The 7,243-nt window shown below is 72.3% G+C and carries 6 protein-coding genes; all 6 read left to right on the top strand.

The window, feature by feature from the left end; genetic code table 11:
* Positions 1-195: 195 nt before the first annotated feature.
* Genes Q4D18_RS10285 through Q4D18_RS10310 form a run of 6 tightly spaced genes read left to right on the top strand, consistent with a single transcriptional unit; the run spans position 196 to position 7,220 of the window.
* Entirely contained in the window at positions 196-498 is a 303-nt protein-coding gene (locus Q4D18_RS10285) for an FHA domain-containing protein (protein WP_303128048.1), read from the top strand.
* Positions 495-1,043 carry an FHA domain-containing protein gene (locus Q4D18_RS10290; protein WP_303128049.1) on the top strand — a complete coding sequence of 183 codons (549 nt, stop codon included), beginning with the start codon at positions 495-497 and terminating at the stop codon, positions 1,041-1,043. Before Q4D18_RS10285 ends, Q4D18_RS10290 begins: the two co-directional genes overlap by 4 nt.
* Before the next feature lie 6 nt (positions 1,044-1,049).
* The gene (locus tag Q4D18_RS10295) at positions 1,050-2,630 is read left to right on the top strand and encodes a protein phosphatase 2C domain-containing protein (RefSeq protein ID WP_303128050.1); all 1,581 of its coding nucleotides are present in this window, start codon (positions 1,050-1,052) and stop codon (positions 2,628-2,630) included.
* Positions 2,627-4,060 carry an FtsW/RodA/SpoVE family cell cycle protein gene (locus Q4D18_RS10300; protein WP_303128051.1) on the top strand — a complete coding sequence of 478 codons (1,434 nt, stop codon included), beginning with the start codon at positions 2,627-2,629 and terminating at the stop codon, positions 4,058-4,060. The genes Q4D18_RS10295 and Q4D18_RS10300 overlap by 4 nt, the downstream gene beginning before the upstream one ends.
* The gene (locus Q4D18_RS10305; protein ID WP_303128052.1) at positions 4,057-5,502 is read left to right on the top strand and encodes a penicillin-binding transpeptidase domain-containing protein; all 1,446 of its coding nucleotides are present in this window, start codon (positions 4,057-4,059) and stop codon (positions 5,500-5,502) included. The genes Q4D18_RS10300 and Q4D18_RS10305 overlap by 4 nt, the downstream gene beginning before the upstream one ends.
* Positions 5,499-7,220 (top strand): protein kinase, encoded by a 1,722-nt coding sequence (locus tag Q4D18_RS10310; RefSeq protein WP_303128053.1) that lies wholly within the window; start codon positions 5,499-5,501, stop codon positions 7,218-7,220. Before Q4D18_RS10305 ends, Q4D18_RS10310 begins: the two co-directional genes overlap by 4 nt.
* Positions 7,221-7,243 lie beyond the last annotated feature (23 nt).

A 7,243-nucleotide genomic window follows, 5' to 3' on the forward strand; every position in this document is an offset into this window, starting at 1 on the left:
ACGAGGACGACCTGGGCGTCTTCGACTGGATGCGCCGCGGCGCCCCGCCGCGCGTCGTCCCCCGCCGCCCCCGCGGCACGACCCGCGCCCCGCGTCCCCGCGCCGGCGCCGCGACCCGCCGCAGCTCGGGCGTCCGCCTCCGCCGACGACGCGACCCTCGTGATGCCACGCGGGGGCGCCCGCCCCCGTCCGGCCGTGCCCGCGCTCGAGTTCGACGGCCGGATGCACCCGATCTCGCTCGAGGACATGGTGGTGGGGCGCTCGCCGGAGCAGGCGGACATCGTGGTCCCGGACTCCTCGGTCTCGCGCCGCCACCTGCGCCTGGTGCGGGTGGGGGCCGTGGTCACGCTGATCGACCTGGGCAGCCGCAACGGCGTGGCGGTGAACGGGCGCCGCGTTGACGGCTCCACCGTGCTGCGTCAGGGTGATCGCATCACCGTGGGCCGGACCGAGATGGTCTTCCACGCCGACGCCGCCGACGGGAGGATCCCCCAGTGAACGAGCTCGCCGTCGCCGTGCTCCGCCTCGGGCTGCTGCTGGCCCTGTGGGTGCTGATCCTCTCGATCGTCATGTCCCAGGGCCGGGACCTCGTGGTGGGCCGGCGCAACAAGACCCGTCTCGAGCAGGCCCGGCACGACGCCGGGCTGGTCACCGCCGTGCCCGCCGCCGGGGCGCACGCCGCCTCCGCGGACCGTCCGGCGCTGCGCGCCGCCGCGGAGGCACGCTCCGCGGCGCCCGTGCTGCCCGCCCCGCGCCTGCCGCGCACCCTGCGGGTGACCGAGGGCCCGCTCACCGGGCGCACCGTGGCCCTCGACGGCCCCCTGCTGCTGGGCCGCGCCGAGGACGCGGACCTGGTCCTCGAGGACGACTACGCCTCCGGCCGTCACGCCCGCCTGTTCCCGCAGGGCACCCGCTGGTTCCTCGAGGACCTGGGCTCCACGAACGGCACCTACGTGGACGGCGACCCCGTCACCCGTGCCCTGCCGCTGGGTCCGGGTTCGGCCATCCGCATCGGCAAGACCGTCATGGTCCTCGAGGACTGATCCCGCATGCCCCTCGTCCTGCACTACGCCGCCCGCTCCGACGTGGGCCGCGTGCGCTCCAAGAACGACGACTCCGCGTACGTGGGCCGCCACCTCGCGGTGCTCGCCGACGGCATGGGCGGGCACGTGGGCGGCGACGTCGCGAGCGCCTCCACCGTGCTGGACCTGGCCCCGCTGGACGACGTGGGCTACGAGGACCCGGCCACCGTGCTGCCGGACGAGATCCAGAACGCGAACCTCGTGCTCAACGAGCTCGTGCACGCCAACCCCAAGCTGGCCGGCATGGGCACCACGTGCACCGCCGCCCTGCTGGCCGGGACCACGCTGCACATGGCGCACATCGGCGACTCCCGCGCGTACCGCCTCAAGGACGGCGAGTTCACCCAGGTCACCCGGGACCACACGTTCGTCCAGAAGCTCGTGGACGAGGGCCGGCTCTCCCCCGAGGAGGCCCAGCACCATCCGAACAAGAACGTGCTCATGCGCGTGCTCGGGGACGTGGACGCCTCCCCCGAGCTGGACGTGTTCGAGGTCCCCGTGGAGCCCGGCGAGCGGTGGCTGTTCTGCTCGGACGGCCTCACGGACGTGGTCCCCGCGCAGCGGATCCGGGAGCTCCTGGCCGAGGCCGGCTCCCTCAACGAGGCCGTGGACACCCTCGTGGAGCTCACCCTGGCCGGCGGCGCCCCGGACAACGTCACCCTCGTGGTGTTCGAGGTCGCCGAGGGCACCCCCGAGGAGCTCGCCCCGCCGCCCGAGGTGCACCTGTCCGAGGAGGCGCTCGCCGCCGCCCGCCCCGCCGAGCGCGGGCCCGTCTCCGGCCGTCTGCTGCGCGAGGACCTCGACGCCCGCCCCCACCTGCTCGTGGGGGCCGCGAACTCCGCCGTGCGCACGGACCGGATCCCCGTGGTCACCCGCAGCGCCACGGTGCGCCGCTCCGCAGCCCTGCTCGGGGAGAGCCCCGTCCCGGAGAACCGGCCGCGCCGCACCGCCGCCCTCCTCACCGCCGGGGCGGACGCGCAGGGCATCCCCTCCCCCGTCACGACGCCGGACCGCGCCCCCTCCGAGCCCGTCACGCAGGGCCCGATCCCGACCCCCCGGGACGACGCCGGGCAGGAGCCCACCGACCCGCAGCCCACGGACGCGGCCGACGCCACGGCTCCGGCCGACACCCGCCGCGTCGAGCCGGACGCCCCCCGGGGCGCGGCCCGATCCGGGCGGCGCGGCCGGCGTCGTGACCGTCCGGTGGAGTACCGCCGCAGCTGGTTCATCCCCGTGTTCACCGCCCTGCTGGCGCTCATCCTGGGCGCCGTGCTCCTGTGGGGCTACCTGTGGACCCAGACCCAGTACTACGTGGGCGAGGACCAGGGCCGGGTGGCCGTGTTCAAGGGCGTCCCGCAGACCCTCGGGCCGGTGGAGCTCTCCCGCGTGGACCGCGGCACGGAGATCCCCCTGGACCGGCTGCCGGCCTACACCCAGGACCGGGTCCGCCAGGGCATGCCCGCGCGGGACCTGGGCCACGCCGAGCAGATCGTCGGCGAGCTGCAGGGCGCCGCGGGCGCCGCCGCGGACGGGGGTGCGACCCCGTGACCGAGGTGATCTCCCCGCCCCGCCCCCGCCGCACCACCGAGCTGCTCCTGCTGGTGGGCGCGGTCGCCGTCGCCCTGGGCGCGGACCTGCTCGGCGTGCTCTCCACCGCCGGCACCGTGGGCGAGTCCGCCTGGGTGCCGATCACGGTGCTGGGCGCCGCCGGCCTGGTGCTCCACGTGGTGCTGCGCCTGCGCGCGCGGTACGCCGACCCGTTCATCCTGCCCATCGCGATCCTGCTCAACGGGCTCGGGCTGGCCGTGATCAACCGCCTCAGCGCGGACACCGCGGCCGCCCGCCCCACCTCCCAGCTGGTGTGGTCCGTGCTCGCCGTGACGGTGGCCGCCGTGCTGGTCCTCCTGCTGCGGGACCACCGCCTGCTGCGCCGCTGGCCCTACCTGTTCCTGGCGGTCTCCGGCCTGCTGCTCCTGCTGCCGCTCGTGCCCGGGCTCGGCCTGACCGCCAACGGCGCGCGCATCTGGATCGACCTGGGCGTGGGCACCTTCCAGCCGGGCGAGGTCGCCAAGATCACCCTGGCGGTGTTCTTCGCCGGGTACCTCTCCACCAACCGCGACCTGATCCTCCTGGCGGGCCGCCGCGTGGGCCCCGTGACGTTCCCCCGCGTGCAGGACCTCGGCCCCCTCCTGGTGGCGTGGTTCGTGGCCCTGGGCGTGCTCGTGTTCCAGCGGGACCTGGGCTCGGCCCTGCTGTTCTTCGGCATGTTCATGGCGATGCTGTACATCGCCACCTCGCGCGCCTCCTGGATCCTGCTGGGCCTGGTGCTCGTGGGCCTCGGGGCGGCGGTGGCGTTCCTGTTCCTGCCGCACGTCACGGCCCGCTTCCAGATCTGGCTGAACGCGTTCGACCCCGAGATCTACAACCGCGACTTCGGCGGCTCCTACCAGGTGGTGCAGGGCCTGTTCGCGATGGCCTCCGGCGGCCTGCTGGGCACCGGCCTGGGCGCCGGCAACCCCACCCAGGTGCCGCTCGCGTTCTCGGACATGATCCTGGCCGCGATCGGCGAGGAGCTCGGGTTCGTGGGCCTGTCCGCCGTGCTGGTGCTCTACCTGCTCCTGGTGACCCGCATGGTGCGCGCCGCCCTCGGCGTGCGGGACGCGTTCGGCAAGGTCCTGGCCGCCGGGCTGGCGTTCACCATGGCCTGGCAGATCTTCGTGGTCATGGGCGGGGTGACCCTGGTCCTGCCGCTGACCGGCCTGACCACGCCGTTCCTGGCGGCGGGCGGCTCCTCGCTGCTGGCCAACTGGATCATCCTGGCGCTCGTGCTGCGGATCTCCCACGCCGCGCGTCGGCCCGCCGTCGTGGACGGCATGGTCAACGCCTCCGGCCCCGGCGCGGGCCTGCTCGACCCGGGCGCCGAGCGCCCCCTGACCGGACCCCGCCCCCGGGTGTCCTCGGGAGGTGAGGCCCGGTGAACGAGGCGATCCGACGCACGTGGCTCGTGATGGTGGCCATGTTCCTGGTGCTGGCCGGAGCGGCCTCCGTGATCCAGGTGGTGGCGGCCGAGCCGCTCAAGGGGCACCGGCTCAACACGCGGCAGATGGTCCTGGAGTTCGGCGCCCCCCGCGGGCCGATCCTGGTGGAGGGCGAGCCGATCGCGGAGTCCGTGGAGTCCGGCGACGCGTACAACTACCAGCGCCTCTACCAGGACTCCCGCATATGGGCCCCGCTGACGGGCTACTACTCGCTCGTCTACACCACGGACGGGCTGGAGAAGGCCATGGACGACCGGCTGGCGGGCACCTCCAGCTCCCAGTTCCTGGACCGCGCCCTGCAGATCGTCACCGGCGCCACGCCCGAGGGCGACCAGGTGGAGCTCACCCTGGATCGGGAGCTCCAGCGGCTGGCGTACGACTCGATCCCCGACGGCACCAAGGGCTCCGTGGTGGTCACCGAGCCGTCCACGGGCCGGATCCTGGCGATGGCCTCCAAGCCGAGCTTCGACGCGAACGCGCTGTCCTCCCACAGCCGCACCGAGTCCGTGCAGGCGATGAACGCGTACACCGCGATCCCCGGGCTCGACGTGCACCGCAACCGGCCCGCGGAGCAGCGCGTCTCCCCCGGCTCCACGTTCAAGCTCGTGGACCTGGTGGCCATGCTGGAGTCCGGCGACTACGCCCCGGACCAGACCCTCGAGGTCCCGGACCGGTGGACGCTGCCCGGCACGTCCGCGCAGATGTCCAACTTCGACGGCGGTCGGTGCAACGACGTCGGCTCGGCCACCCTGACGTGGATCGTGGCGAACTCGTGCAACACGCCGTTCGCCCAGGCCGCGGTGGAGCTGGGCCAGGACCGGATCCGCGAGACGGCCGAGCGCTTCGGCTTCAACGACGCCGGCGAGATCCCCCTGCCCGTCACCGAGTCCGTGTTCCCGGAGGACCTGGACGACGCCGCCCTCGCCCAGTCCGCGATCGGCCAGCGGGACGTCCAGGCCACGGCGCTGCAGATGACCATGGTCTCCATGGGCATCGCCAACGACGGCGTGGTCATGGAGCCGGAGATGGTGGAGACGGTGCGCCGCCCGGACCTGACGGTGGTCTCCGAGTTCGCCCCCCGCGAGCGCGGCCGGGCGATGGACGCCGACGTGGCCGAGCAGATCACGGGGATGATGGAGGCCACGGTCCAGGAGGGCACGGCCTCCGCGGCCCGCTCGGACGTGGTCCGGATCGCGGCGAAGACCGGCACCGCGGAGATGGACGGCACGGACCACGTGAACACCTGGGTCACCGGGTTCGCCCCCGTGGAGGACCCGCAGGTGGCCGTGACGGTGGTCTACGAGGACCAGAACGAGGATTCCGCCCATTCGACGGCGGTGGAGAGCATGCAGAGCATCATGGAAGCGGTGGTCGTGGAATGAGGCCGACATCGGGCATCACCCTGGGCGGCAGGTACCAGCTGACCGATCGCATCGCGATCGGCGGCATGGGCGAGGTCTGGAAGGCGCGGGACAAGGTCCTGGGCCGGATGACCGCCGTCAAGATCCTCAAGGAGGAGTACACGGGCGACCCCAACTTCCTCCGCCGGTTCCGCGCGGAGGCGCAGCACACCGCGCTGCTGAACCACCCCGGCGTCGCGAACGTGTACGACTACGGCGAGGAGAGGGGCTCCGCGTACCTCGTGATGGAGCTGGTCCCGGGCCAGCCCCTGTCCGCGATCCTCGAGAAGGACAAGACGCTCTCCACGGACCGCACGCTCAGCGTCATCCGGCAGACCGCGGCCGCGCTCTCCGCCGCGCACGCCCAGGGCCTGGTGCACCGCGACGTCAAGCCCGGCAACCTGATGATCACCCCCACCGGCCGGGTGAAGGTCACGGACTTCGGCATCGCCCGCCTCGCGGACCAGGTGCCGCTCACCGCCACCGGCCAGGTCATGGGCACCGCCCAGTACCTGGCGCCTGAGCAGGCAACCGGCCAGCAGGCCACCCCCTCCTCAGACATGTATTCTCTGGGCATCATCGGCTACGAGTGCCTGGCAGGCAAGCGCCCCTTCACCGGCGAATCGCAGATCGCCATCGCCCTGGCACAGGTCAACGACCCGCCGCCGCCCCTGCCCAAGGACGTCCCCGCCCCCGCAGCAGCGCTCATCATGTGCCTGCTCTCCAAGGACCCGGCGGACCGCCCCGAGACCGCCACCGCGCTGGCGTCCGCTATCGACGCCATCCGCCGCCGCGACATCCCGGCCGCCATCAAGGCTGTACCACCCCTGGGCAAGTTCCTGCCCCAGGGGGCAGATACCCAGGCCACCCAGGTCATGACGGCCCCCACCGCCGTAGCTCCCGCAGCAGCCCGGTTTGGCTCAGGAGCCCACTACGAACCCGAGCCCACCACCGCCCGTGTACCCAGCGCCCCGGCCGCTGCCGCCTACCCGGCAGCCGAGCCCCCGGCAAAGAAGAAGAGCCCCTGGGGCTGGGTGTCCCTGGTGCTTGCCCTGCTCCTCATTGCCGCGGTCGTCTGGTTTGTACTAGCTGGTAGCAACCGCTCCAGCACCACCGGCGACAGCACTCCCACCGCCTCGGGTACCGTCTCAACCGTCAGCGTCTCACCCACACCCAGTGCCAGCGAAACCAGCACCGAGAAAACCCGGGTAGAGATTGACTCAGCCTCCTTCGAGGGCCGCCCCCTCGATGAGGTCGTCAACGAACTCACCGCCATGGGCTTCTCAACCCGCACCACCGGCGTCACCTCCGACTCCACGGTAGACACCGTGCTCTCCGTTTCACCTACCGGTAGCGTAGAAGTGGGCGAAACCATTACCGTGCAGTACTCCACCGGCCCCAAATCAGTGACCCTACCCAGTAATCTGGAGGGTACAGACTCTGAAGAGGCCATCAACGCGATTACCGCCCTGGGCGTGAATGTGCAGATTCACTTTGAAGAAAGCAGCAGTGCCCGCGAAGGCACCGTGCTCCGCACCAGCCCCACCTCGGGGTCCCGCGTTGAGGTAGGGAGCAGCGTAGACGTCTACGTGGCCAAGGCCCCCGCAGCCAGTGCATCCGCATCGTCGAGTGCCTCAGCATCACAGTCAACCACCGGCTCCGATTCAGCCTCACCGCGTGCTGATTCAACCGGCAACTAATCTCCTCCGGAACTGATGGGTGA

The organism is Micrococcus sp. (assembly GCF_030523875.1).
Lineage (GTDB): Bacteria > Actinomycetota > Actinomycetes > Actinomycetales > Micrococcaceae > Micrococcus.

What these genes read in the sequence shown, in the direction of transcription:
- Q4D18_RS10295 (WP_303128050.1), top strand. Translation starts at nt 1,050, where the DNA reads ATGCCCCTCGTCCTGCACTACGCCGCCCGCTCCGACGTGGGCCGCGTG.
- Q4D18_RS10310 (WP_303128053.1), top strand. Translation starts at nt 5,499, where the DNA reads ATGAGGCCGACATCGGGCATCACCCTGGGCGGCAGGTACCAGCTGACC.